General features: G+C 69.6%; 25 protein-coding genes. 14 read left to right on the top strand and 11 right to left on the bottom strand.

The window, feature by feature from the left end; translation table 11 throughout:
* Positions 1–5 precede the first annotated feature (5 nt).
* From hisC to AC3A57_RS07120, 10 genes are all read left to right on the top strand, one after another.
* Positions 6–1,103: a histidinol-phosphate transaminase gene (hisC, locus tag AC3A57_RS07165; protein WP_487578260.1), complete on the top strand. Its 1,098-nt coding sequence runs from the start codon at positions 6–8 to the stop codon at positions 1,101–1,103.
* On the top strand, positions 1,100–2,257 hold the full coding sequence (gene hisB / locus AC3A57_RS07160) for a bifunctional histidinol-phosphatase/imidazoleglycerol-phosphate dehydratase HisB (RefSeq protein WP_487578259.1): 1,158 nt from the start codon (positions 1,100–1,102) through the stop codon (positions 2,255–2,257). The genes hisC and hisB overlap by 4 nt, the downstream gene beginning before the upstream one ends.
* A complete protein-coding gene (hisH, locus tag AC3A57_RS07155) occupies positions 2,257–2,868 on the top strand; it encodes an imidazole glycerol phosphate synthase subunit HisH (RefSeq protein ID WP_064749668.1) in 612 nt (203 codons plus the stop codon). Before hisB ends, hisH begins: the two co-directional genes overlap by 1 nt.
* Before the next feature lie 2 nt (positions 2,869–2,870).
* Positions 2,871–3,620: a 1-(5-phosphoribosyl)-5-[(5-phosphoribosylamino)methylideneamino]imidazole-4-carboxamide isomerase gene (gene hisA / locus AC3A57_RS07150; RefSeq protein ID WP_064749669.1), complete on the top strand. Its 750-nt coding sequence runs from the start codon at positions 2,871–2,873 to the stop codon at positions 3,618–3,620.
* Entirely contained in the window at positions 3,614–4,426 is an 813-nt protein-coding gene (gene hisF / locus AC3A57_RS07145) for an imidazole glycerol phosphate synthase subunit HisF (RefSeq protein WP_487578258.1), read from the top strand. Before hisA ends, hisF begins: the two co-directional genes overlap by 7 nt.
* Before the next feature lie 16 nt (positions 4,427–4,442).
* Entirely contained in the window at positions 4,443–5,087 is a 645-nt protein-coding gene (gene hisIE, locus AC3A57_RS07140; RefSeq protein ID WP_487578409.1) for a bifunctional phosphoribosyl-AMP cyclohydrolase/phosphoribosyl-ATP diphosphatase HisIE, read from the top strand.
* A 467-nt stretch (positions 5,088–5,554) separates the two neighbouring features.
* Positions 5,555–7,171 (top strand): calcineurin-like phosphoesterase C-terminal domain-containing protein, encoded by a 1,617-nt coding sequence (locus tag AC3A57_RS07135; RefSeq protein WP_487578257.1) that lies wholly within the window; start codon positions 5,555–5,557, stop codon positions 7,169–7,171.
* Positions 7,168–7,761, top strand: coding sequence for a YdeI/OmpD-associated family protein (locus tag AC3A57_RS07130; RefSeq protein ID WP_487578256.1), 594 nt, complete (start codon positions 7,168–7,170; stop codon positions 7,759–7,761). Before AC3A57_RS07135 ends, AC3A57_RS07130 begins: the two co-directional genes overlap by 4 nt.
* Positions 7,762–7,922: 161 nt before the next feature.
* The gene (locus AC3A57_RS07125; protein ID WP_487578255.1) at positions 7,923–8,375 is read left to right on the top strand and encodes a type II 3-dehydroquinate dehydratase; all 453 of its coding nucleotides are present in this window, start codon (positions 7,923–7,925) and stop codon (positions 8,373–8,375) included.
* 7 nt (positions 8,376–8,382) lie between these two features.
* Entirely contained in the window at positions 8,383–8,601 is a 219-nt protein-coding gene (locus tag AC3A57_RS07120) for a hypothetical protein (RefSeq protein WP_487578254.1), read from the top strand.
* Between the two features lie 433 nt (positions 8,602–9,034).
* Here the strand turns inward: AC3A57_RS07120 and mtnC are convergent, their stop codons facing one another.
* From mtnC to AC3A57_RS07095, 5 genes are all read right to left on the bottom strand, one after another.
* Positions 9,035–9,733, bottom strand: a complete 699-nt coding sequence (gene mtnC / locus AC3A57_RS07115; RefSeq protein ID WP_487578253.1) for an acireductone synthase — start codon at positions 9,731–9,733, stop codon at positions 9,035–9,037.
* A gap of 216 nt (positions 9,734–9,949) precedes the next feature.
* Complete coding sequence (locus AC3A57_RS07110; protein ID WP_487578252.1) at positions 9,950–10,507, bottom strand: 1,2-dihydroxy-3-keto-5-methylthiopentene dioxygenase; 558 nt, start codon at positions 10,505–10,507, stop codon at positions 9,950–9,952.
* A complete protein-coding gene (locus AC3A57_RS07105) occupies positions 10,504–11,142 on the bottom strand; it encodes a methylthioribulose 1-phosphate dehydratase (protein WP_487578251.1) in 639 nt (212 codons plus the stop codon). Before AC3A57_RS07105 ends, AC3A57_RS07110 begins: the two co-directional genes overlap by 4 nt.
* Positions 11,143–11,241: 99 nt before the next feature.
* Positions 11,242–12,669: an amino acid permease gene (locus AC3A57_RS07100; RefSeq protein ID WP_487578250.1), complete on the bottom strand. Its 1,428-nt coding sequence runs from the start codon at positions 12,667–12,669 to the stop codon at positions 11,242–11,244.
* A gap of 242 nt (positions 12,670–12,911) precedes the next feature.
* A complete protein-coding gene (locus tag AC3A57_RS07095; RefSeq protein ID WP_487578249.1) occupies positions 12,912–14,393 on the bottom strand; it encodes an amino acid permease in 1,482 nt (493 codons plus the stop codon).
* A 207-nt stretch (positions 14,394–14,600) separates the two neighbouring features.
* Between AC3A57_RS07095 and AC3A57_RS07090 the strand changes: the two genes are divergently transcribed.
* The gene (locus AC3A57_RS07090; RefSeq protein WP_487578248.1) at positions 14,601–15,227 is read left to right on the top strand and encodes an NUDIX hydrolase; all 627 of its coding nucleotides are present in this window, start codon (positions 14,601–14,603) and stop codon (positions 15,225–15,227) included.
* Positions 15,228–15,397: 170 nt separating this feature from the next.
* Positions 15,398–15,547, top strand: coding sequence for a hypothetical protein (locus tag AC3A57_RS07085; protein ID WP_487578247.1), 150 nt, complete (start codon positions 15,398–15,400; stop codon positions 15,545–15,547).
* Positions 15,548–16,177: 630 nt separating this feature from the next.
* Here AC3A57_RS07085 and AC3A57_RS07080 read toward each other — a convergent pair.
* The 6 genes from AC3A57_RS07080 to AC3A57_RS07055 form a co-directional block, all read right to left on the bottom strand.
* Entirely contained in the window at positions 16,178–18,265 is a 2,088-nt protein-coding gene (locus tag AC3A57_RS07080; protein WP_487578246.1) for a phosphocholine-specific phospholipase C, read from the bottom strand.
* Positions 18,266–18,670: 405 nt separating this feature from the next.
* On the bottom strand, positions 18,671–19,144 hold the full coding sequence (locus AC3A57_RS07075; protein ID WP_487578245.1) for a GNAT family N-acetyltransferase: 474 nt from the start codon (positions 19,142–19,144) through the stop codon (positions 18,671–18,673).
* A complete protein-coding gene (locus tag AC3A57_RS07070; protein ID WP_487578244.1) occupies positions 19,141–19,503 on the bottom strand; it encodes a hypothetical protein in 363 nt (120 codons plus the stop codon). Before AC3A57_RS07070 ends, AC3A57_RS07075 begins: the two co-directional genes overlap by 4 nt.
* The gene (gene yeiP, locus AC3A57_RS07065) at positions 19,493–20,059 is read right to left on the bottom strand and encodes an elongation factor P-like protein YeiP (RefSeq protein ID WP_363796654.1); all 567 of its coding nucleotides are present in this window, start codon (positions 20,057–20,059) and stop codon (positions 19,493–19,495) included. The genes AC3A57_RS07070 and yeiP overlap by 11 nt, the downstream gene beginning before the upstream one ends.
* A 126-nt stretch (positions 20,060–20,185) precedes the next feature.
* A complete protein-coding gene (locus AC3A57_RS07060) occupies positions 20,186–20,956 on the bottom strand; it encodes an SDR family NAD(P)-dependent oxidoreductase (RefSeq protein WP_487578243.1) in 771 nt (256 codons plus the stop codon).
* 82 nt (positions 20,957–21,038) lie between these two features.
* A complete protein-coding gene (locus AC3A57_RS07055) occupies positions 21,039–21,521 on the bottom strand; it encodes a GNAT family N-acetyltransferase (protein ID WP_487578242.1) in 483 nt (160 codons plus the stop codon).
* Positions 21,522–21,725: 204 nt separating this feature from the next.
* Between AC3A57_RS07055 and AC3A57_RS07050 the strand changes: the two genes are divergently transcribed.
* Positions 21,726–22,388: a DUF4189 domain-containing protein gene (locus AC3A57_RS07050; RefSeq protein ID WP_487578241.1), complete on the top strand. Its 663-nt coding sequence runs from the start codon at positions 21,726–21,728 to the stop codon at positions 22,386–22,388.
* Positions 22,389–22,446: 58 nt separating this feature from the next.
* A complete protein-coding gene (locus tag AC3A57_RS07045; protein WP_487578240.1) occupies positions 22,447–22,707 on the top strand; it encodes a DUF4304 domain-containing protein in 261 nt (86 codons plus the stop codon).
* Positions 22,708–22,914 lie beyond the last annotated feature (207 nt).

Genomic DNA, 22,914 nt, shown 5'->3' with positions numbered 1-22,914 from the left:
AGGCGATGAACGACGATCCCGTAATGCTGTTGCGCGAGGACCTGCGCGATTTCGCCGGCTACAGCTCGGCGCGCAGCGAGAAGCGCAGCGGCCGGGTCTGGCTGAACGCCAACGAGGCGGCCTGGCCGAGCGTGGCCGACGGCGAGGGCGCGGTGCGCCGTTACCCGGACCCGCAGCCGGCGGCGTTGCGCGAGCGCCTGGCCCAGTTGTACGGCTGCGAGCCGCAGCAACTGCTGGCCGGACGCGGCAGCGACGAGGCCATCGACCTGCTGGTGCGGGCGCTGTGCCGGCCCGGCGGCGACGCGATCGCGATCACCCCGCCGACCTTCGGCATGTACGCGGTCTGTGCGCGCCTGCACGGCGTGCGCAGCGTCGAAGCGCCATTGCGCGATACGCCCGAAGGCTTCGCCTGCGACTTCGCCGCGCTGGCCGATGCGGTCGAAGCGCAGGCGGCCAAGCTGGTGTTCCTGTGCTCGCCCGGCAATCCCTCCGGCACCTTGCTGCCGCTGGACGAAATCGCCGCCTTGGCGCGGCGCCTGCGCGGCCGCGCCCTGGTGGTGGTCGACGAGGCCTATATCGAGTTCGCCGACGGCGCCTCGGCGGTGGGCCTGCTCGGCCGCGAGCGCAACATCGCCGTGCTGCGCACCCTGTCCAAGGCGCATGCGCTGGCCGCGGCGCGGATCGGCACGGTGATCGCCGATGCCGGCCTGATCGCCGCCTTGCAGCGCTGCCAGGCGCCGTACCCGCTGCCCACGCCCTGCGTCGGCCTGGCCCTGCGCGCCCTGGCCGAGGTGCCGTTGAACGCCACCAGGGCGCGCACGACCACCGCGATCGGCGAGCGCGAACGCCTGGCCGAGGCCTTGCGCGGCCTGCCCGGAGTGCGCCGGGTCTATCCCTCGCAGGCCAACTTCCTGCTGGTCCGCTTCGACGACGCCCAGAGCGCGTTCGACGGCCTGCTCGACACCGGCGTGGTGGTGCGCGATGTGCGCGCCGCGCCGCAACTCGGCGATGCGCTGCGCATCAGCCTGGGCACGCCGGAGCAGAATGCCGCGGTGATCGAGGTGCTGGGCCGGATCGCGCGCCGGGCCGGAGTCGCGGCATGAGCGCGGGCACGCCGATCCTGTTCGTCGATCGCGACGGCACCCTGATCGAGGAGCCGGCCGACTTCCAGATCGACAGCTACGCCAAGCTGCGCTTCGTGCGCGGGGTGATCCCGGCGATGCTGAAGCTGCGCGACGCCGGCTACCAGTTCGTGATGGTCACCAACCAGGACGGCCTGGGCACCGAGTCCTATCCGCGCTGGAGCTTCGACGGTCCGCACGAGCTGATGATGCAGGTGTTCGACAGCCAGGGCATCGTGTTCCGCGAGGTGTTGATCGACACCAGCTTCCCGGCCGAGAACCGGCCCACGCGCAAGCCCGGCATCGGCCTGGCGCTGCACTTGCTCAAAGACCGCAGCATCGATTGGGAGCGGTCGGCGATGGTCGGCGACCGCGAAACCGACAACGGCTTCGCCGCCAACCTGGGCATCCGCGCGTTCCAACTGCGCACCGAGCAGTTCGGCGGCGAGTGGGACTGGGCCGGGATCGCGCATGCCCTGGCCGACCGCCCGCGCACCGCGCGGGTGCAGCGCAACACCCGCGAGACCCGGATCGAGGTCGCGCTGGACCTGGACCGCGCCGCCGAGCCGCGGGTCGCGACCGGGCTGGGCTTCTTCGACCACATGCTCGAGCAGATCGGCAAGCACGGCGGCTTCGCCCTGGAGCTGCGCTGCGAGGGCGACCTGCACATCGACGAGCACCACACCATCGAGGACAGCGCCCTGGCGTTGGGCCAGGCCCTGCGCGAGGCGCTGGGCGACAAGCGCGGCATCGGCCGTTACGGCTTCGACGCCGCGGCGGGCGGCGAGGGCGAAGGCGAAGGTGTTCAGGAAAAAAGCACACTTATTCGGCAGGCCGATTTCGTCTTGCCGATGGACGAGACCCTGGCGCGGGCCGCGCTGGATTTCTCCGGCCGGCCGTACTTCGTGTTCTCCGGCGCGTTCGCGCGCGAGCGCGTGGGGGATTTCCCTACCGAGCTGGTGGCGCACTTCTTCCGCTCGTTGTGCGAAACCGCCGGCCTGAACCTCAATCTGAACGTGGAAGGTGATAACGATCACCACAAGATCGAGGCATGCTTCAAGTCGGTGGCGCGTGCGCTGCGTCAGGCGATCCGTCGCGAAGGCCGCGAGCTGCCGAGTACCAAAGGGGTTCTGTAATGACGTGGGTGGTAGTAGTGGATTCGGGGGGGGGGAACGTCGGCTCGGTGCGTTATGCATTGGAGCGGTTGGGCGCGCGTTCGATCCTGAGCGCGGACCCAGCGACGATCGCCTCCGCCGATCGCGTGATCCTGCCGGGCGTGGGCGCCGCCGCCCCCGCCATGGCGCGTCTGCGCGAGCGAGGCCTGATCGACCCGATCCGCCGCTTGCAACAGCCCTTGCTCGGGATCTGCCTGGGAATGCAGCTGTTGTACGAGTCCTCGGAGGAGGGCGAGGTGGAATGCCTCGGCCTGCTTCCGGGCCGTATCACCCGACTGCCATCAGGACCAGGAGTGCGTGTGCCACACATGGGCTGGAACCTCCTCCGCCAACGCGCGCCGCGAGACCGCGGCGACGCCCTGCTCGCCGGGCTCGGCGAGCGCGACCAGGCCTATTTCGTCCACAGCTACGCCGCACCGGTGACCCAGGACACCCTGGCCAGTGCCCGCTACGGCGTCGACTTCACCGCCGTGGCCGGGCGCGGCAACTGCTACGGCGCCCAGTTCCACCCCGAACGCTCCGCCGCGGTCGGTTCGCGCCTGCTCGCGAACTTCCTGGCCCTGGAGGGGTGAACATGGGCAACGCCACCTTGTATCCCGCGATCGACGTGCGCGACGGCCGGGTCGTGCGCCTGCACCAGGGCGACTACGCCCAGGAAACCCGCTACGAGACCGAACCGCTGGCGCTGGCCACCCGCTATGCCGAGGCCGGCGCCAAGTGGCTGCACCTGATCGACCTGGACGCCGCCCGCTACGGCGGCTACACCCTGGCCCCGCTGCTGCGCGCGATCACCACCTCCAGTTGGATGCGGGTGCAGACCGGCGGCGGCGTGCGCAGCGAGGCCGACGTCGAGGCGATCCTCGACGCCGGCGCCGACCGGGTCGTGGTCGGCTCGCTGGCGGTGAAGGAGCCCGAGCAGGTGATCGGCTGGTTCCGCCGCTTCGGCACCGAACGCATCACCATCGCCCTGGACGTGCGCCAGGCCGGCGACGGCGGCTGGGAACTGCCGGTGGCGGGCTGGACCGAGGCCAGCGGCGCGCGCCTGGAGCCGGTGCTGGAGCGCTACGCCGGCGCCGGCCTGCGCCACCTGCTGTGCACCGACGTATCGCGCGACGGCACCATGGCCGGGCCCAACCTGGACCTGTACCGGCACCTGCACACGATCGCGCCGCAGGTCCAGGTGCAGGCCTCCGGCGGGATCCGCGACATCGCCGACATCGTCGCCGCCGACGGCGTCGGCTGCAGCGGGGCGGTGCTCGGCAAGGCCCTGATCGAAGGCCGGTTCCAGCTCGGCGACGCGCTGCGCCAGGTGCGCCGATGCTGAACGCCGCCGCGCCCGCGCCGAACCCGACCCCGCTGAGCCGGCGCATCGTGCCCTGCCTGGACGTGCGCGACGGCCGGGTGGTCAAGGGCGTGCGCTTCCGCGACCACGTCGACATGGGCGACATCGTCGAGCTGGCCCTGCGCTACCGCGACGAGGGCGCCGACGAACTGGTGTTCTACGACATCACCGCCAGCCCGCAGGGCCGCAGCGTCGACCGCGACTGGGTCGAGCGGGTCTCGCGCGCGATCGACATCCCGTTCTGCGTCGCCGGCGGCATCCGCTCGGTCGAGGACGCGCGCGGCGTGCTCAACGCCGGCGCCGACAAGATCTCGGTCAACACCCCGGCGCTGGAGCGGCCGGCGCTGATCGGCGAAATCGCCGCCGAGTTCGGCGTGCAGTGCGTGGTGGTCGGGATCGACAGCCTGCGCGACCCCGACGGCGAATGGCGGGTGCGCCAGTACACCGGCGACCCCAGCCGCACCCAGGCCCTGGCCCGGCGCACCCTGGACTGGGTGGTCGAGGCGCAGCGCCTGGGCGCCGGCGAGATCGTGCTCAACTGCATGGGCAGCGACGGCGTGCGCAGCGGCTACGACATCGAGCAACTGGCCGCGGTGCGGGCGGTGTGCGAGGTGCCGCTGGTCGCTTCCGGCGGCGCCGGCGCGATCGAGCATTTCGGCGCGGTGTTCCGCCAGGCCGACGTCGATGCGGCCTTGGCGGCCAGCGTGTTCCACTCCGGCAGCATCCGCATTCCGGTCCTCAAGGCAGCGTTGCGAGAGCAGGGTGTCCCAGTCCGCGAACTCCAATGACCCCGCCGCGTCCGGCCTGGATGCGGCGCAGATCGAGGCCCTGGCCTGGGACAAGCAGGACGGCCTGCTGCCGGCGGTGGTCCAGGACGCCGCCGACCTGCGCGTGCTGATGCTCGGCTACATGGACCGTGCCGCGCTCGACGCGACCCTGGCCAGCGGCCACGTCACCTTCTACAGCCGCAGCAAGCAGCGGCTATGGACCAAGGGCGAAAGCTCCGGCCATTTCCTCGACCTGGTTTCGATCCAGACCGACTGCGACCGCGACACCTTGCTGGTGCGCGCGGTGCCGCACGGGCCGACCTGCCACCTCGGCCGCGCCAGCTGTTTTCCCGAGGCGCCCGCCGATGCGCTGGCGTTCCTGGGCGAGCTCGACGGCCTGATCGACCAGCGCGAACGCGAGCGCCCGCAGGGCAGCTACTCCACGCATCTGTTCGACAAGGGCGTGGCGACGATCGCCAAGAAGGTCGGCGAAGAAGCCGTGGAGACCGCCCTGGCCGCGGTCGGCGAAGACGATGCCGCGCTGTGCGGCGAAGCCGCCGACCTGCTGTTCCACCTGCAGGTGCTGCTGCGCGCGCGCGGCCTGTCGCTGGCCGACGCGGTCGCGGTATTGCGCGCACGCCACGGCCAGCCGCATCGCGGCGCGCGCCGGCGCGAGGACTGAGGCGGCCTGCGCGGCCGTTCGTACAAGAGCCGCGTTCCAGGGTCGAAGCGGCGCGAGCCGCGACCCATCGCAGCGGTGCACGCCACCGTTGCGGTCGAACCTGGAGCCCCGGGCAAAGGCGGCCGACCATTCTCGCCGCGGAGGCCGCGCTTGCGTACGTCGCTGTGGCTGTCGCGGCTCACGCCGCTCCTACAAGAGCCCGCGTCCGGGATGGATAGGAGCGGCGCGACCGCGACCCATCGCAGCGGTGCACGTCACCGTTCGGTCGAAGCCTGGAACGCCAGGCAAAGTTGGTGCGACATTCTCGCTGCGGAGGCCGTGCTTGCGTATGTCGCTGCGGCTGTCGCGGCTCGCGCCGCTCCTACAAAAGCTCACGTTCCGGGGTTAGGAGCGGCGCGAGCCGCGCCCACGCAGCGGTGCACGCCCGCGATGACCGCGCATAATGTGCCTTCCCTGGGAGTTCCCGCATGCGTCCGATCGCACCCGCCGCCATCCTGTTGCTCGCCCTGATCGCCCCGGCCGTATCGGCGGCACCGGTCTGCGAGGGCACGGTCTACGCCGACCGCAACGGCAACGGCCGCCGCGATCCCGGCGAGGCGGGGCTGGCCGGGCAGCGCGTGTCCGACGGCGAAACCATCGTGCTCAGCGATGCGCAGGGCCGCTATCGGCTGAGCCCGCGCGACGGCAGCAGCCAGTTCCTGATCAAGCCGGCCGGCTATCGCCTTCCCTTGCGCGACAACGGCCTGCCGGACTACTGGCTCAATGTGCGCGACGACGATGGTCCGGCATTGAAATACGGCGGCATTCCGCGCAGTGCCGCGCAGTGCCGCGACTACGGCCTGATCCCGCAGCGGGGGCAGGCCGACAAGCCGCTCGACGTGCTGGTATTCGCCGATCCGCAGACCAAGAGCGCGCTCGACGTCGAGCATTACCGGCGCGCCATCGTCGAGCCGCTGGCGCGCGCCGGCGCGGCCGCCCAGCTGGGCCTGAGCCTGGGCGACATCACCCACGACGACCTGTCGCTGTATCCGCGGCTCAATGCCGCCACCGCAGCGCTGGGCGTGCCCTGGCTGCACGCGCCGGGCAACCACGACCTCGATTTCGACGCCGCGCGCGACGAGGATTCTTTGCTGAGCTTCCGCCACGTCTACGGCCCCGACACCTACGCCTGGGAAGAGGCGCAGGCCAACTTCGTCGTGTTCGACGACGTGGTCTATCGCCCGGGGCCGAAGTCGGACTACATCGGCGGCCTGCGCGCCGACCAGTTCGCCTTTCTCGAACGCTATCTGGCCGATGCGCCGAAGCGGCGCCTGCTGGTGCTGGCCCTGCACATCCCCTTGTTCGACGCCGCGCCGGACCGCGAAACCTTCCGCCATGCCGACCGCGAGCGCTTGTTCGCCCTGCTGCGGCCGTTTCCGCGGGTGCTGGTGCTGAGCGGGCACAGCCATGCCCAGCGCCATGTCTTCCACGATGCGGCGAGCGGCTGGCATGGCGCGGCGCCGCTGCACGAATACAACGTCGGCGCCGCCTGCGGCGCGTTCTGGTCCGGGGTGCGCGACGCCCAGGGACTGCCCGACGCGACGATGAGCGACGGCACCCCGAACGGCTACGCGCGCCTGCGCATCGGCGCGGATGCGCGCTACGCGCTGAGCTGGCATCCGGCGCCGTCGGCCGGGCGCGCGCTGGAGGCGGATTCGGTCGCCAATGCGCATCTGCGCCTGTACGCGCCCAAGACCCTGCGCCGCGGCTCGTATCCGATCCGCGGCGTGTACGCCAACGTGTTCATGGGCCGCGCGGACAGCCGGGTCGAGCTGCGCATCGACGGCGGCGAGTGGAAACCGATGCGCCGGGTCGAGCAGCCCGACCCGGCGCTGTTGGCCGAGAACGCCCGCGACGACGCGGCCGAACGCCTGCGCGGCTACGATCGCGCGGCGATCGCGATGCCGTCGGCGCACCTGTGGAACGCGGCGCTGCCGACCGACCTGGCCGCCGGCGAACACGCGATCGAAGTGCGGGTGTTCGACCCTTGGCAGGGCGAGCAGCGCCTGGCCACCGGCTATCGCCTGATCGAGGCCGCGCCGTGAGCGCCTCGCCCAAGGGGCCGGCCGACGACCTGCCGGTGATCGCCTTCGCCGATGCCGCGGCGTTCGAACGCTGGCTGGAAAGCGGTGAGGATCCGCGCGGGGTATGGCTGAAGATCGCCAAGAAGGGCCAGGGCGTGGTCACGGTGAACTATCAGGACGCGCTCGATGTAGCGCTGTGCCACGGCTGGATCGACGGACTCAAGCGCGGCCTGGACGAGGTCTACTTCCTGCAACGCTTCACTCCGCGCCGGCCGCGCAGCCTGTGGTCGAAGATCAACATCGGCAAGGTCGAGCGGCTGATCGCCGATGGCCGCATGCGCCCGGGCGGGCGGCGCGAAGTCGATGCGGCGCAGGCCGACGGACGCTGGGACGCGGCCTACGAATCGGCCAGCAAGATGAGCGTGCCCGAGGACCTGGCGCTGGCGTTGAAGCGCGAGCCGAAGGCGCGCAAGCAGTTCGAGGCGCTGGACGGCGCCAACCGCTATGCGGTGCTGTGGCGGGTGCATACGGCGAAGAAACCGGAAACGCGCGCGGCGCGGATCGCCAGGCTGGTGGCGATGCTGGCGCGCGGCGAGAAGATCCATCCGTGAGCCGGGGACGGACGGGGTTGAGCGCGCTCAACCCCCAGCGTCCCTTTGCAATTGACGCGGGTTTTACGCTTCGGGCGGCGGCCGGGAATGGAGCCTTTACGCCCGCCGTTCCTACAGTGAGCCTCAAGGCGCGCCGCCCCGAGTGCGCCGCGAGTGCCAACGTGTCGATCCTGATCCTGCGCGGCCCGCAGTCCGAGGCCGCCGTCGAGTGGCCGCCGCAAGCGCTGGCCGGCCCGGTACGCGCCGGTTTGATCGAGCGCGCCGCCAGCGCCGGCAAGGCGCTGGCGCTGCGCTGCTGCCGCAGCGAGCGCGAGCTGGTCGACTGCCTGCGCGGCATGCGCGCGGCCAACACCGAACTGCTGCTGCTCGATCCGGGCGCCTGCGTCCCGGCCAGCGCCGAACTGCGCGACGCGCTGGACGGCTTGCCGATGCCTTACATCGAAGTGCACGACGACCGGATGGGCGCGCTGGAGCCCTCGATCCTCCCGCATTGCGGCCCGCGCCTGCGCCTGGTCCACGGCTATGCCGCGCACAGCTACACCCTGGCCTTGTCGATCGCGCTGGAGCACCTGGGTTGCGACGAAAGCGGCAACGATGTCCACGTCGGCACTTGAGCCGGTCATGGATGAGGCCAGCGGGCACCATTTCTATTTCGCCGACTACGAGATCCTGGTCGGCGGCCGGTTCTGCATCCGCGGACAGACCACGCTGGACTATGCGCCCGCGGACGCAGCGCGGTTCGACCCGGCCGACCTGGTCGAACGCATCCGCCGCCGCATCGCCGAAGAGCGCGGCGTCGAGCGCGAGGAAGTGCGCATCCGCCAGTTGAGCCGGTTGTAGCCGCCGCGATCGACGGATCGCTCCCGGCAGGAGCGGCGTCCCACGGCATTTCCTTCGGTCATGAGCCGCGACAGCCGAAGCGGCGTGCGCGAGCGCGGTGGCCGAACCCGGATCGGCCGCCTGAGGCGGAAGGTCCGTGCGTCCGGGCTGCGGCCACAGGCGTGGCATGGCGTCGCTGCGGCGTCGCGGCTTACGCCGCTCCTACAGGAATGCACAGGCCGCAAGCCGCAGTGTCGTTACTGCGCCGAGGCATCGCAGTCTGTGGGGAGCGGCATGCCGAGACAGCGCCCAGATAGGGGTAGGAGCGACGCGAGTCGCGACCGCCATGCTGCAGGATCGCGTCGTAGCCGCGATATCCCGGTCGCGGCTCATGACCGGAGGAAATCCCGTGGGACGCCGCTCCTGCAGGGGGGGCGCAGGCCGGGGCTTGTCCTCAGACCGGATCGATCTGGGCGAACGATTCCACCCGGGTGTGGCCGTGGGTGGCTTCGCCTTCGCGCGGCTGCGGGTAATCCTCGCGGCGGTCGAGCAGCACCGTGCCGAGGCCGGCGTCGCGGGCGGCGTCGAGTTCCTCGACCACGTCGGACAGGAACAGGATCTCGTCCGCGGGCAGGCCGATCGACTCGACGATGCGCGCATAGCTGTCGCGCTCGCGCTTGCCGCCGACTTCGGTGTCGAACCAGCCGGAGAACAGCTCGGTCAGATCGCCCGCGTCGCTGTGGCCGAACAGCAGCCTTTGCGCCGGCACGCTGCCGGAGGAGTACACGTACAGGCGCAGGCCGGCGTCCTTCCAGCGGCGCAGCGCCGGCGCGGCGTCGGGGTACATGTGCGAGGTGAAATCGGCGCTGCGGTAGCCGTCGGCCCAGATCATGCCCTGCAGGGCCTTGAGCGCGGTGTGCTTTCGGTCCTGGTCGATCCAGCCCTGCAGCACCTCGACCACGGTCGAGTCCTGGCACACGCCGCCGTTCTCCAGCGCCACCGCGTCCAGCCATTTGCGCACCGCCGGTTCGCGCCCGCGCGCGGCGACGAAGCCCGGCAGGGCCCGGCGCGCGTAGGGGAACAGCACGTCCTTGACGAACGAGATGCTGCTGGTGGTGCCTTCGATGTCGGTGAGGATGGCGCGGATGGGCATGAGGCTAGGAAACAGTGGAGAGGAGTGAGGAGTGAGCGAAAGCGGCAGGCGAAGCATGGGACTGGACCCGGGCTAGGAGCTTCTCGCTCCTGGCTTCTCTGCGCTCTTTTCCCGCTCGACGTGGAGGAGCGAGCGAAACCGGCAGGCGTAGCGGCGGAACCAACGCAGGCAGGAGCGTCTTCTCACTCCTCGCTGCTCTGCGCTCACTGCTCGCCCTTATCCCGCCTGGCCTTTCTCGTAGCGCGGAAACTGCTGCGCCAGGTCGCTGCCGGTGAAATAGCCGACCCAGCCGTCCGGCTCGGTGAAGAAGCGGATCGCGACGAAGCTGGGCTCCGGACCCATGTCGAACCAGTGCAGGGTGCTGTCGGGCACCGAGATCAGGTCGCCTTGCTCGCATTTGATCTCGTACACGTTGGGTTCGACGTGCAGGGTGAACAGGCCCGAGCCGGCGACGAAGAAGCGGACTTCGTCTTCCTTGTGGTAATGCTCGTCGAGGAACTTGCCGCGCATCGCCTCGCGCTGCGGGTTGTCCGGGGCGATGCTGACCACGTCGACGGTCTTGAAGCCGCGTTGCGCGGTGATGCGCTCGATGTCGCCGCGATAGGCGGCCATGATCGCCTCGGGCGTGTCGCCCGGCTTGATCGGTTGGGCGGCCTGCCATTGTTCGAAGCCGACCCCGATCTTGGCCAGCTCGCGCGCGATCTGCGCCTGGTCGCTGGTGCTCAGCTTCGGCGTGCCGGGTTCGTCCTCGGCGAAAATGCGCAGGCGGCTCATCGCTGCAGTCTCCTCAGTTCCAGTTCGCATCCGAGCAGGAATTCGAACGCCTCCAGGTGGCGCCGGGCCTCGGCCATGTCGCGGCCCCAGGCGTACAGGCCGTGGCCGTCGATCAGATAGCCCCACATCGGCTGCCGGTCGAGGGTGGCGTCGACCTGGGCGGCCAGGGTCGGCATGTCCTGGGTGTTCGGATACACCGGCAGGTCCAGCTCGGTGTCGTGGGTGGTGGTGCCGCGCAAGGCCTTGAGCAGCTCGTAGCCTTCCAGGTGCACGTGGCCCTGGCCGGCGAACAGGCGCGAGGCCACGGTCTGGGTCTGCGAATGGGTGTGCAGGACGCAGCCGACCTCCGGGTAGCGCTTGTACAGCTGGGTGTGCAGCAGGGTCTCGGCCGAGGGCCGGTGCTCGGTAGCGACCGGTTGCCCGTCCAGGTCCACGACCATGATGTCGTCTTCGGTCAGCCGGCCCTTGTCGCGGCCGGAGACGGTGATGGCGACATGCGCCTGGTCGATCCGGCGCGAGAAGTTGCTGCTCGTGGCCGGGGTCCAGCCGCGCTGGGCCAGCTCGCGCACGTTGACGATGATCTCGCCGGCGCAGTGCGCCAGGCGCTGGGGGTCGTAGGGCAGGGGGCTGTTCATGGTCTCAGTTTACAAACAAACGGCGACCGGGGCGGCCCGGTCGCCGTGGGTTTGCCCCTCCTGGCGGCAACACAGCGTTGCCGCCGGCCGCAGGGCCGTTCAGCGCGGCCGCAGGCGGCTGTGGCGGAAGCCGTAGGCGAAATAGACCGCGATCCCGACCGCGGTCCAGACCGCCATCAGCATCCAGTTGTGCGCGCTCATGGTCGACAGCAGGACCAGGCAGCTGACGATGCCGGCCAGGCAGATCGGCCAGGCGAACGGGATCCGGAACGGCCGCGGCAGATCGGGCTGGGTGCGGCGCAGGATCAGCACCCCGGCGCAGACCGCGGCGAAGGCGATCAGGGTGCCCATCGAGGTCATGTCGCCGAGGATGTCGAGCGGGAACAGCGCCGCCAGCAGGGCGATGCCGATGCCGGTGATGACGGTATTGATGTGCGGGGTGCGGTGCTTGGGGTGGATCTTGGTGAACACCGGCGGCAGCAGGCCGTCGCGGGCCATGATCATGAAGATGCGCGGCTGGCCGATGATCATCACCAGCACCACCGAGGACAGGCCGACCAGGGCGCCGACTTCGACCACCACCCGCAGCCAGTTCAGCGCCGGATGGGCGGCGATCGCGGTCACCACCGGCTCGTCGGTGCCCAGGCTGGTGTACGGGGCCAGGCCGGTCATCACCGCGGCCATGCCGATGTAGAGCACGGTGCAGATCGCCAGCGAGGCCATCATGCCGATCGGCATGTCCTTCTGCGGCTTGTGCGATTCCTGCGCCGCCACCGACACCGCCTCGAAGCCGATGTAGGCGAAGAACACCATCGAGGCGCCGCGCAGCACGCCTTCCCAGCCGTACTTGCCGTCGCCCTGCGATTCGGGGATGAAGGGCGTCCACAGCTCGGGATTCACGTACTTCCAGCCGACCACGATCACCAGCACGATCAGGCCCGACTTCAGCAACACCATCGCCATGTTCATGGCCGAGGATTTGCGGATGCCGACGTAGCAAAGCCAGGTCAGCAGCAGCACGATCGCCGCCGCCGGCAGGTTGGCGATCGCGCCGGTCGGGCGCAGCTTGGCGTCCAGCGGCGCCTGCACCAGCGCCGCCGGCAGGGTGATGTCGAAATGTTCCAACAGACTGAGGAAGTAGCCGGTCCAACTGACCGCCACCGCCGACGCGGAGACGCCGTACTCCAATATCAGCATCCAGCCGATGAACCAGGCCGACAGCTCGCCCAGGGTGGCGTAGGTGTAGGTGTAGGCGCTGCCGGAGACCGGCACCATCGCCGCGAACTCGGCGTAGGCCAGGGCGCAGAAGGTGCAGCAGATCGCGGCGAGGACGAAGGACAGCATGATCGCCGGGCCGGCGTGCTCGGCCGCGGCCTTGCCGGTGATGACGAAGATGCCGCCGCCGATCACCGCGCCGATGCCCAGCGCGGTCAGGCCCCAGGGGCCGAGGGTGCGGTGCAGGCTGAGGCCGTCGGCGTCGCTGTGGGCGGCGTGCGGGTGTTTGGTCGCCCGGAGTTGTTCCAGCATGGGGTTCGTCCTGGTGTTGCGAGTGTCCGCGCCCCGGATCACCTCGTCCCGTCATTCCCGCGAAGGCGGGAATCCAGAGACTTCAGCGCCTTGCCCCGATGCAGTCCTGGGTTCCCGAGTTCGCGGGAATGAGGGTTCGGCGAGGCTCGGTCTCGGAGCGGATCGGTAGAAACGTTGCAGCGCGAAAAGGAAAAAGGCCGGCGGAAGGTCTCCGCCGGCCTCGAATCATGGATGCGCCGGGTTCAGGCCTTGCCGCCCGCCGCCTTGCGCAGCTTGCTGTTGTGGTAGCCGTAGGCGAAGTAGATCAGCAGGCCGATCGCGGTCCAGCCGGTCATCAGGTGCCAATGCTCGGAGAACGGCTTCCAGAACAGGTACAGGCAGGCCGCCGCGCCGAGCGGGCAGACCACGGCCACCAGCGGCACCCGGAACGGGCGCGGCAGGTCCGGGCGGGTCTTGCGCAGGATCAGCACGCCGATGCAGACGGTGGCGAAGGCGAGCAGGGTGCCCATCGAGACCAGTTCGCCGAGCAGGCCGATCGGCAGGAAGCCGGCCAGGATGCAGGCGAACACGCCGACGATGATGGTGCCGATGTAGGGCGTCTGGAACTTCGGATGGACCTTGGCGAACATTTGCGGCAGCAGGCCGTCCTTCGCCATCGAATAGAAGATGCGCGGCTGGCCCATCAGCATGACCAGGATCACCGAGCTCAGGCCGGCGATCGCGCCGATCTCGACCAGCAACTTCAGCCAGCCCAGCGCCGGGTAGGCCTCCAGCGCGGTCGCCACCGGCTTGGGCGTGCTCAGCATGTGGTAGGGCAGCAGGCCGGTCAGCACGCCGGAGACGATGATGTAGATGATGGTGCAGATCACCAGCGAGCCGAGGATGCCGATCGGCATGTCGCGCTGCGGGTTCTTCGCCTCGCCGGCGGCGGTGGAGACCGCGTCGAAGCCGATGTAGGCGAAGAACACCACCGAGGCGCCGCGGATGATGCCGTCGTAGCCGTACTTGCCGGGGCCCTGGTTTTCCGGAATGAACGGCACCCAGTTGTCCGGGTTGACGTACTTGGCGGCGAAGGCCACGAACAGGGTGATCACCGCGACCTTGATCGCGACGATGATGGTGTTGATGAAGGCCGACTGGGTGATGCCGACGTAGCACAGGCCGCTGAGCGCGGCGACGATCGCCACCGCCGGGAGATTGATCAGGCCGCCGGTGTAGACGATCGAGCCGTCGACCACGTTCAGCGGCGCCGCCGACAGCGAGGCCGGCAGGCCGACGCCGAAGCTGGTCAGCAGGCTGTTGAGGTAGCCCGACCAGCCGACCGCGACGGTCGAGGCGGCGAACAGGTACTCCAGCACCAGGTTCCAGCCGATGAACCAGGCCACGAACTCGCCCAGGGTGGCGTAGGAATAGGAGTAGGCGCTGCCGGAGACCGGCAGCATCGCCGAGAACTCGGCGTAGCACAGGCCGGCCAGGGCGCAGGCGAAGCCGGCGACGATGAAGCTCAGCACGATCGCCGGACCGGCGTGTTCGGCGGCGGCGTGGCCGGAGAGGACGAAGATGCCGGCGCCGATGACCGCGCCGATGCCCAGCATCACCAATTGGGTGGCGGTCAGCGAACGTTTCAGCGTCGCCTCGCCCTGGAGGCTGCCCTCGACGGGCTCGCCGGCGTCCACATGGGGCGCGGCCGCCACGGGTTTGGTGATGAACAGGCCTCTCGACATCGAACTCCCCTCTCTCTCTCGTAAGAAGTGATCTTGAAGTGATCTGTGCCCGTCGTTCTGCGACGACGATGGATGACCGACTCCCGGAGCGGGGCGGCGGGCCACCTTAACTCAGTGCGGAAACGGGCGGCAAGCGGAGCCGGTCATGGCCTTTGCGGCGATAATCACGGTCCCGGCCTCGCCCCATGTGCTTTTTTCGATATGCCTGTGAAACATTCGGATCCGATTGGTCGGCTGCGTTCCAATCTCGACCTGTACGCGCGCCAATGGCCCGAGGAGGCCGAACATACGCTGCCGTTTCTGGCCTTGCTGGACGAGGCGGACGGCGGCGAAACGGCGCCGGACGGCGCGACCGAGCCGGGCGACCCCTTCCAGCGCGAGCGCCTGGCCGGCCACTTCACCGGCGGCGCCTGGCTGATCGACCGGACCGGCCGGCGGGTGCTGCTGACCCACCACCGCAAGCTCGGCCGCTGGCTGCAGCTCGGCGGCCACGCCGACGGCGACCGCGACCTGGCCCAGGTCGCCCTGCGCGAGGCCGAGGAAGAATCCGGCCTGACCGGCCTGAGCGTGGACCCGGAACTGTTCGACCTGGACCGGCACTGGATCCCGGCCCGCCACGAGGTGCCGGGGCACTGGCACTACGACCTGCGCTACGTGGTTCGCACCGGCGACCACGAGGACTACGTGGTCAGCGAGGAATCGCTGGACCTGGCTTGGCGCGACATCGCCGAACTGCTGGCCGACCCGACCAGCGACGCGTCGATGCGGCGCATGGCGGCGAAATGGCTGGCGCGGAGCGGCAATGACGGCCCACTCGCAAATGGATCGCCGTGACTAGCAGGGCTTGTGTCTCCTGCGGCGCCCGGATGCGCCTGCGCGGCATCGCGGGCGATCGGCCCAGCCGCTGCCGGGCCTGTCGTCCCAGGGGGACGGACAGTTCGCTGCTCAGCAGGCTTTTTTCCTGTTCATGCGGAATGCTCGGCGGGGGAGCGGCGATCCACTGGATGCTGGGAGCAGCGGAGTCGATGCTGGGCAAGCCGGTGCCTCTATGGGCCTGGATCGTCGTGTTCGCCGGTGCGCTCGCCGTCGGCAATGCGGTCGCCCTGGCCGTCGATGGCGGTTGCCGCCGCCTGTACTGGTGGCTGCTTCGATAACGCTGCTGCCATACCCGCCTGCGCCGCGCCTGGCAGACCGCCGCCGGCAGCAACGGCGCACCGTCGTGTTTCCGGCTTGCGCCGCTCCTACCCCTGAATGCGCGGTCTGCAGCGGCGGGCTCGCCTGTAGGAGCGGCGTAAGCCGCGACCACCGCAGCGATGCGATACCACGATTCGTTCCGCAGCTGCGGATCGGCAGATCATCGGCCGTTTCCGCGTTGCCGATTTCCGCCAGGCTGCGCTTGCGTCCATCGCTTCGGTGGTCGCGGCTCACGCCGCTCCTACATGAGGCGGCTCCATCGGGGTAGGAGCGACGCAAGTCGCGACCGCCATGTTTCCAATTGCATCGCCATATCGCAAAGCGGCGCGGTCGCCTGTAGGAGCGGCGTGAGCCGCGACCGCCGCAGCGGTGCGATACCACGTTCCCGTCCGCGGTTGCGGATCGACAACATCATCCGTCGTTGTCGCTTTGCCGCGTTGCCGGTCTCCGCCGGCGCTGCGCTCGCGTCCACTGCTTCGGTTGGTCGCGGCTCACGCCGCTCCTACAAGGAACGGCTTCGTCAGGGTAGGAGCGACGCGAGTCGCGACCGCGGTGTCCAACGGTCGCGTCGCAAAACCGGGCGCCGAAGCTCAGCCTCGCCCGATCGCCGGGTCGCTGACGCTTGGGGTGCCGTTCTCGGCATGGCCGGCGATGCGGCGCAGGTAGCGCGCGTCGCTGTCGCAGGTGATGCTGAAGTCGTACCAGCGCTGGCTGGTCGCCAGCGGCCAGTGGTCGCGCAGGCGCGCGCCCGGGGCGAGGTCGTAATGGCGCGCCGGCGCGTCGCTGTAGTGGTTCGGGCGCAGGGTCAGGCGGCAGGCCGCGCGGCCGCTGTTGACCAACTCCAGGCTCAGCAATTCGCCGATCGCATCGTGACGCACGATGACTTCCGGGTTGGCCCCGGTCGCCGACAGCGCCTTGTTCAGATCGCCGCGGAACTGGCGCAGGAAGCCGTTCGGGCCATAGGCCGCCAGGTCGTAGATGCCCTGGGTGTACTGGCGCGCGCTCCAGTAATCCGACAGCGCGGTGTTCGCGTCCAGGGTGTAGTACCACGGCCCGTCGCTGCGGTTGCCGGCGTACACGTTCAAGCAGGCGCCGGCGACGCCGTCGTTGCCGAAATCCAGCCAGTAGCGGCCACTGGAGGCCTCGATCCGACCGTCCACCCGCAGCTCGTAAGGCAGCGCGCGCGCCGGCCGCGCGCCGCGTTCCTGGCGCGGCATCGCCGGCTTGCTCGGCGGCTTGGGCGCGTTGAGCTTGCAACTGGCGTCGGCGCCGCTCATCGCGCCTGAGGTGTCCGGCAAGGCCGGCCACTGCGCATTGGGATTGGCGAAGTCGAACGCGGTGCTGAGGTCGCCGGCGACGCTGCGGCGCCAGGCGCTGATGTTCGGCTCGGCGATGCCGAAGCGCGCTTCCAGGAAGCGCAGCACCGAGGTGTGGTCGAACACCTGCGAGTTGACCCAGCCGCCCTTGCTCCACGGCGAGATCACGAACATCGGCACGCGGATGCCGAGTCCGACCGGAATGCCGTTGTAGTTCTCGGTCGCGGTGTCGACCGTGCTCTTGCCCAGGCTGGCGCTGATCGCCGGCAACGGCGGCGGAACATGGTCGAAGAAGCCGCCGTTCTCGTCGTAATTGATGATGAACACGGTCTTCGACCAGACTTCGGGATTGGCCACCAGCGCTTCGAGCAGGCGCGCGGTCAGCGACTCGCCATAGGCCGGGGTGGCTTCCGGGTGCTCGCTCATGATGTAGGACGGCACGATCCAAGACACCGCCGGCAGCGTGCCCTGGCGCACGTCCTTGGCGAACTCGGCGATCAGGTGCTCGCCGCGCGAGGTCTTGGCGTTGGCCTCGTTCGAGCCCGGCACGATGGCGCGGGCGCGCTTGTACAGTTCCGACGCGGTGTCCAGCTTGCGGAACTTGGCGAAGTAGGCCAACGAGTTGTCGCCGTAGTTGTCGTGCTCCTGGTACACCCGCCACGGGATTCCGGCGTTCTGCAGGCGCTCGGCATAGGTGGTCCAGCGATGGCCGGCGAAATTCGGATTGTCGCGCGCCATGTCGCCGGTCCAGTTGCCGTCGTCGGCGTTGTTGACCGCCTGCGGACCGAAGTCGCCGACGGTCATGCCGCTGGTGCCGGCGAACAGGTGCATGCGGTTGGGATTGGTCGGGCCGTGGTGCGAGCAGTAGTAGGCGTCGCAGACCGTGAACGCGTCGGCCAGGGCGTAGTAGAACGGCAGGTCCTCGCGGCGGAAGTGGCCCATGCACATCGAGCCCTTGGTCGCGATCCAGGCGTTGTAGTCCTTCCAGCGCGTATGCGAGCCCTTCCAGCTGTGGTCGATGTCGGCCATGCAATGCGCGGCGGTGCGCATGGTGTCGAGATGGAACGGCAGCACCGCTTGCGGGTTGGTCGCCGACTTGGGCTGTTCCCACACGGTCTTGCCGCCGGGGATCGGAATCGGCCGCGGATCGTCGAAGCCGCGCACGCCGCGCAGCGCGCCCAGGTAATGGTCGAAGGAGCGGTTTTCCTGCATCAGGATCACCACGTGCTGCACGTCCTGGAGGGTGCCGGTGACGCGCGCAGCCGGGGTGGCGAGCGCGGCGCGGATGGTGGGCGGCAACAGGCTCAGCGCGGCGGCGGAGCCGGCGAGCTTGAGGAAATCGCGACGGGTGGAAGTGACCAAGGCCGGGCTCCTGGCTGGGCGGGCGGCGGGGCTGCCGCGGGAAAACGACTAGCCTGAGAGGCGCAGATTGCAGGTTCGTGGCAGCGCAACGCACGCGAGCGGTATCACGTTTCCGCAAGCCGGAGCGGGCAATTTCGCTGCGAAATTCTGTGAGCGCGGTCGCGCGAAGCGTTGGCGCCGCCCCTGTAGGAGCGGCGTAAGCCGCGGCCACCGCAGCGGCGATCGCGAGCGCGGCCGGCCGAAGCCCGGCCGGATGCGGTTGCCGGTTTCGCCAACACGGGCAGGTCCGATGCTTCGGAAGCAGCGTGGTATCGCACCGCTACGGCGGTCGCGGCTCACGCCGCTCCTGCAAAGGCCGCTTGCGCCGCTCCGGCCGCGGTGCGGCGCGGGCAGGCGGCGCATCGCTCAGCCGCGCAGCCACTTGGTCATCAGGCGCCGCGGATGCGTTTGGTAGCCGGCGCGCTCGTAGATGCCGCGGGCGTGGGCGTTGTCGTCGTTCACTTCCAGCCGCAGCGCGTCCAGCCCCTCGCTGCGGCACAGCGCCTCGACTTCGCTCAAGGCGCGTTTGGCCAGGCCGCCGCCGCGATGGGCGGGCAGCACGAACAACTCGTCGAGCAGTCCGTAGCGGCCGCCGAATTCCAGGCTGAAACAGAAGCCGAGGACGAAATAGCCGACGATGTCCTCATCGCGCAGGATCAGCCGCAGCCGGCCCGCGTTCGGATCCGAGACCAGGGCCAGCAACGCGCGCCGCAGCACGGGCTCGTTCCACGGCAGATGCTCGACTGCGTAGAACTCGCGCAGTACCGGAATCAACCGCTCGAGGTCGGCCGGGACGGCGGCGGCGAAACGGTAATCGGGGGCGAGGGGAGCATCGCTCATGGCCACTCCTGGCTGCGGCCGTAGCGCGCCATCCAGGCGGCGACGGCCGGGTCGGACCGGTGTTCGGCGCGCAACTCGTCCCAGCGCGCACGTTCGTCGCGGCGGAGCTGTTCGGCCTGGAGCGACAGGGCTTCCATGGCCTGCGCATCGGAGGGTTCGCCGCCGGAGAAGTCCAGATTCTGTTCGTGCGCGATCACGAATTCGCGCAGCTCGCCGGGCAGGGCGCACCAGCCGCCGGCGAAACCGGCTTCGATACGCGGCGGCGTCTCGCAGGCCGCGTCGGCGCCCGCGCCGGAGCGCGAGCACCCGGCCGCCAGCGCCAGCGCGCCGACGGCCAACAGCGCGATCTCAGTCCGCACGGCCGGCGAACTCGCCGGTGGTGGTGTTGACCAGCACGCGCTCGCCGTTGCCGATGTACTCCGGCACCATGATCTCGATGCCGGTCGACAGCTTGGCCGGCTTCGGCCGCTTGGTCGCGGTGCCGCCCTTGAGTTCGGGCGGGGTTTCGATCACTTCGATCGCCACGCTCTGCGGCAGCTGCAGCGCCACCGGCTGGTCGTCGATGATCTGCACGTAGCAGCCCGACAAGTCCTCGACGATGTAGCCGGCGGCGTCGCCGACCACGTCCGCGTCGAGGGTGTAAGGGGTGTAGTCCTCGTCGTCGAGGAACACGAAGGCGTCGCCGTCCTTGTACGAGAACGTCGCCTGGCGGCGGCTCAGCTCGACTTCCTTGAGTTCGTCCTCGGCGCCGACGCTGAGGTCGAACTTGGTGCCGCCGGGCACCGAGTACATGGTGAAGCGGTACTTCACGTTGCCGCCGCGGCCCTGCGGCGAGCTGCGTTCGATATCGCGCACCTGGTACACGGTGTTGTTGTGTTCGACCACGTTACCTTTTTTGACGTCGTAGGCTTTCATTTGGGCGCCGGGAATGGGGAATCGGGAATGGGGAGTCGTTGAAGCGGAGGGTCGGAGCCGGAGCGGATGGGGTGGGAGCGGAAGCGCTTTCGCGATTCCCGATTCCCCATTTCCGACTCCCGGCCCTTACTTCGGCGCCAGCCGGGTAGCGCCGTCCAGGCGGATGGTCTCGCCGTTGAGGTAGCGGTTGCCGAGGATGTAGCCGACCAGGTCGGCGAACTCTTCCGGGCGGCCCAGGCGCGAGGGGAAGGGGATCGAGGCCGACAGCGACTGCTGCACCGATTCGGGCATGCCGTCGACCATCGGGGTCCAGAAGATGCCCGGGGCCACGGTCATCACCCGGATGCCGAAGCGCGACAGCTCGCGCGCCATCGGCAGGGTCATGCCGACCACGCCGCCCTTGGAGGCCGAGTAGGCGGCCTGGCCGATCTGGCCCTCGTAGGCGGCGACCGAGGCGGTGTTGACGATCACGCCGCGCTCGCCGTCCTCGCCGGCTTCGTTGTGCTGCATCAGGTTGGCCGCGGCCTTGGCGACGTTGAAGCTGCCGACCAGGTTGACCATCACCGTGCTCTGGAACTGGCCCAGCGGCATCGGCGCTTCTTTGCCGAGCACGCGGCCGGCGCCGAGGATGCCGGCGCAGTTGATCGCCGCGTTCAGCCCGCCGAGGAACTCGCGCGCGGCCTCCAGGTTGGCCGCCACGCCGGCCTCGTCGGTGACGTCGGTGCGGAAATAGCGCGCCTTGTCCGCGCCCAGCGCCGCCACGGCCTGCGCGCCCTTGTCGTCGTTGACGTCGAACAGGGCGACCTTGCCGCCGCGGGCGACCAGGTGCTGGGCCACGGCCAGGCCGAGGCCGGAGACGCCGCCGGTAATGACGGCGCGGGCGTTGTCGAGTTGCATGGGCGGTTCCTGAAGGCGGAAAGCCGCCATTCTAAAGGAGCCGGGGTATCGGCGCCGCCGCGGCCGGCGGCGGTGGAGGCGTTCAGACCGTGCGCAAGTACCAGGTATGGCTGCCGGCCAGCTCCGCGTAGCCCATCGGCGCGTCCAGCAACTGGAAGCTGTTGGCCTCCAGCAAGCGCTGGGCCTCGCTCATCCGGTCGAGCAGTTCGACATAGCATTGAGCGTAGCCGCAGCCGCGCGCGGTGAGCAGGCACTTGTCCAGCAGCGCCTGGCCCAGGCCGATTCCGCGCACCGAAGGCAGCAGGTAGAACTTGCGCAGCTCGCAGGTGCGGTCGTCGCCGCCGAGCAGCGGCGCGATGCCGGCGCCGCCGCCGAGCTTGCCGTCGCGTTCGACCACGAAGTAGGCGCTGCGCGGGCGGCTGTAGCTGCGCTGCATCGCGTCCAGCTCCGGGTCGCTGGCTAAGGTCCCGCCGAACTCGGTCTGCACCTGGCGAGCGATCGCGGCCAGCGCGGCGTCGTCGCGGGGCAGGATCGGGCGCAGTACGACGCCGGGCGGCAGGGGCATGCGGCGGAACTCTCGAGGGGACCGGCGTACATCCTCGCTCAGGACGGGGCCGATGCGAAGATCCCGGCGGCCGGTTCCTGCGGATAGCCCCCAGGACGGCGTCCGGGCAGGCGCGACCCCGCGGGTTGGCGCTACAGTAGCGCCCGGCGCCCGGACCGCCCGTCGGCGGGGTCGGGGCAGGGATCGCGAGCCAAGGAGAATCGCATGAGCAAGCCGGTCTATCGGGCCGCAGGACTGTTGCTGCTGGCGCTGTTCGCCCAGCAGGCGAATGCCGAGCAGGGCTGCCCGGACGGGCTGAGCCCGATCGGCCAGGCGCCCGGGCCGATTTGCGTGCCCACGCCCGGCTACGGGATGGGCCCGGCGCAACGCGCGGCGCCGCCGCCCAGCGCGCCGACGCCGATGCCGGCGATCACGATGATGCCCACGCTGCAGCGGCTGCGGTTTTTCGGCGTGCACGTCAGCGATCCGGCGCGCTCGCAGCTGTACTCGTCCAACTACTCGCTCGACGTCGCCAAGGCCTCGAGCCTGGCGCTGGACTACTGCCGCCAGCAGACCGGGCAGGAATGCGTGGTGCTCGGCTCGTTCGTCGATCAGTGCCAGTCGATCGTGATCGACAAGGCGCGCAAGACCTATCGCGGACTGGACCTGATTCCGCGGGTGGCGGCGCGTACGGCGATGGCCGAATGCAAGCGCGGCAGCCGCTCCGGCGAATGCCGGCTGTGGCGCCTGCCGCTGTGCAGCGGCTCGGATTACAGGGGCGGCAACTTCATCGGCGAGGACAACGGGCGCACCCCGGAACAGATCGCCGACGAGATCGCGACCATGACCCGGGAGCTGTCGGCCGAACTGGCCGCCGACGGCGGCTGAGTCGGTCCACGCTCGCCGCGCCGCCGAGAGCGCCGCAAGACCCGCACAGACCAGGCCCATGGACCCCGCCAGACACATCGACGCCGTCGTCGCCCAGGGCCTGGCCCCGCTGCTGAAGTCGCAGGGCTTCGCCAAGGCCGGCCGCAGTTTCCACCGTCGGCGCGGCGAGCGCTGGCAGGTGGTCAACGTCCAGGCCAGCAGCGGCAACAGCGCCGCGCAGGCGCGTTTCACCCTCAATCTGGGGCTGTACATCACAGCCGAGTGGTCACGGGCGACGGCGGTGGCTTGGGCGGCCAATCACATGATGGATCATCAATAGAGTTTTGGTCGCGATCAAAGATCGAATCTGTTGATTGCTGAATACGGCATGCTGACCGCTGTAGGCTGCATCGTGATGTTTCTGTGCCGCCACCGCCTAGGAGTGGCCGGATTGAACTTGTCGCAACGTTTAGTTCGTTGCCATGAGTGACGTTGAATGAGCGTATGTATTAAACGGAGCAACTTTCGATCATTCGTCATTGGGGCG

It is taken from the genome of Lysobacter sp. Soil_C_15 (assembly GCF_057657315.1).
Note: the sequence above shows the minus strand (reverse complement) of the source record. Positions and strands in the feature narration are given on the sequence as shown.